We start from the raw sequence: 2,849 nt of genomic DNA, 5'->3' as shown, positions 1-2,849 counted from the left end.
CCCGGTTGGAAGCAGTTCCTGGCTCAGTACCGGAGCTACATGCAGATCATCCTCGTCGGGGCGGCCGTCGCCTCGATACTGATCGGTGAGCTCGCGACGGGAATCTTCGTCTTGGCGATCACGGCCGTGAACGCGTTCGGGGGGATGCGCCAGCAGGGCAAGGCGGAGAGCGCCATGAATGCGTTGCAGTCGATGCTCAAGGCGTCCGCCCGGGTACGCCGTGACGGGGCCGAGATCGAGATCGACGCCGACAAGGTGGTGGTCGGCGACGTCGTGCTGCTCGCGGCGGGCGACGACGTGTGCGCCGACGGGCGGATCATCCAGGCCGCGTCGCTGCAGATCGACGAGTCGGGGCTGACCGGCGAGAGCGTCCCCGCGTCCAAGAGCGCCGAGGCGATCACCGACGAGAAGCCCGGTGTGGGGGATCAGACGAACATGGCGTTCATGAACTCCCCGGTCACGCACGGGAGCGCTGTGATGATCGTCACCGGGACGGGAGCCGACACCGAGGTTGGCCACATCTCCGGGATGTTGAAGTCGACGCCTACCCTGAAGACCCCGTTGACCGCGCAGCTGGACACCTTGACGCTGTGGATCGCCGGTGCTGCCGGCCTGACGATCGTGATCATGTTCGCCCTCGGGATCTCCCGCGACCAGTCGACACAGACGATCTTCACGACCGCCATCGCGCTGGCCCTCGCCGCCGTGCCGATGGCCATGCCCACGGTCCTGCAGGTGATTCTGTCGAAGGGATCGACGAACCTGGCGGCCCACGGCGCCGTCGTGAAGAACCTCGCCTCGGTCGAGACCCTGGGCTCGACCTCGGCGATCAACTCGGACAAGACCGGGACCCTGACGATGAACCAGGTGACGGTCGTCGAGGTGATCGACCCCACGGACCGCTACAAGATCACCGGGATGGGCTACGGCCTCGACGGCGACGTCGAGCACACCGCCGGCAACACGAACACGATCGAGGATGCGATCGTGCCCTTCTTGATCGCCAACGACGCCAAGCTCGTCGACGGCAAGGTCGTGGGCGATCCCACCGAGGGAGCGCTGCTCGTCCTCGGGCACAAGGCCAAGCTGGACGTCGAGGGCACGCAGGCCACTTACCCCCGGCTCGCGACGCTGCCGTTCGACCCCACGTACAAGCTCATGGCCGTCTTCGCCGATGCCAAGGACACGTCCGGGAAGGCCGTCGTTCGGATGTTCGTCAAGGGAGCCGGCCCGGCGGTGATCGGGCGGGCCGCGTCCGCCCTGGCGAACGGCACGAGCGTTCCCTGGGGCGACGAGCAGAACGAGAGATCCAACCAGGAGATGGAACGCCTCGGCAAGCAAGGCCTGCGGATCATGGTCGCGGCCACGCGGGACATCGACCCCTCGGACTTCGATCCCAACGGCGACCTGCTGTCGAAGGTGAAGGAACTGCAGATGACGGCGATGGTGGGGATGATCGACCCACCCAGGGCCGAGTCCAAGGACGCGGTCCGAAACGCCCAGGCCGCCAACGTCCGCGTGCGGATGGTGACGGGCGACGACGTCGTCACCGGCGCTGCGATCGCCAAGCAGCTCGGCATCCCCGGTGAGGCCATCCTCGGTGCGGAGTTCGCCGCCTTGTCGGAGGAAGAGCGGCTGGCACGCATCGACGGCATCGGTGTCGTGGGCAGGGTGGCACCCGAGCACAAGGTGCTGATGGTGGACACCCTGCGGAAGCAGGGGGACGTCGTGGCCATGACCGGCGATGGTGTCAACGACGCCCCGGCGATCAAGGCAGCCGACATCGGCATCGCGATGGGGACCGGCACCGAGGTCGCCAAGAACGCCGGCAAGATGATCCTCACCGACGACAACTTCTCCACGATCGTGCGGGCGGTCTCCGAGGGACGCAAGCTCTACGACAACATGCTCAAGTACATCCGCTTCATGCTGGTGGCGCTCGTCACGTACATCGTGACGTTCCTGGTGGCGACCCTGTTGAACATCGCCGGAGGGCAGCCCTTCACGGCCGTCCAGATCCTGTGGATCAACTTCCTGATCACGGCTCCCGTCGGCATCGCGCTGGGCCTGGACAAGGAGACTCCGGGGCTCATGAAGCGCAAGCCGCGCCCCCGCTCGGCCTCCATCATGTCCCGTGCCGTACTCACGACCGTGGGGCTGGCCGGCGTCTTCATGTCCGCCGCGATCAACCTCGTGATCGTGTTCGGGCGGGACCACTACGGCAACGTCGCGATCGGGAGCACGATGGGACTGGTGGCCTTCTCGCTGATGCTCGTGATCGCAGCGTTCGAATCCCGCGACGAGACGGGGTCGATCCTCCGCATGGAAACGTTCGACAACAACGTCGTGAACGTCACCATCCTGATCGAGGTCGTCCTTGCGATCTTGATATCCCGGGGCGGCTTGCTGACGTCGCTGCTGAGTACCCAGGCTCTCACCGGCCGGCAATGGCTGATCGGCGGCGCCCTTCCCGCCCTGGTGCTGTTCATCCTGTGGGAGCTCGGCAAGCTGATCGCCCGTCACGCAGCCGCAGGTGCGCAGGCGGCACCACCGGCCGAGGCGATGCCCGGCGAGGCTGTTGTGAGCTGATCGAGGACTCTTGACCTGTCCGAGGTCAGCGCGCGGAATTCGAGTTCCGTCGGAATGATGCCGTCCAAGAAGGACGTTGGTTTGTCGACGCTGTATTTCGCTGATCGCCCGAAGCGCGTGCTGGCCACGTGACGTCCGAATGTTCGTGGAGATGTGGGACGAAGGGGAGAACTCGTTCGGGAACGATCCGCGAACGCGGTGCTCGCGTTCCTCGAGCCGGGGGACGACATGCCCGAGGACGTCGTGATCGAGATCCGGAA

General features: G+C 65.9%; 1 protein-coding gene. It reads left to right on the top strand.

What is annotated here, in order from left to right; translation table 11 throughout:
- Positions 1-2,589: cation-transporting P-type ATPase (locus tag VFI59_06450; GenBank protein HET6713330.1), on the top strand; the 2,589-nt coding region annotated here is incomplete at its 5' end.
- Between the last annotated feature and the right edge of the window lie 260 nt (positions 2,590-2,849).

This window comes from Actinomycetota bacterium (assembly GCA_035697485.1).
Taxonomy (GTDB): domain Bacteria; phylum Actinomycetota; class UBA4738; order UBA4738; family HRBIN12; genus JAOUEA01.
The sequence above is the reverse complement of the archived record's forward strand: the minus strand, read 5'-3'. Positions and strand labels throughout refer to the sequence as shown.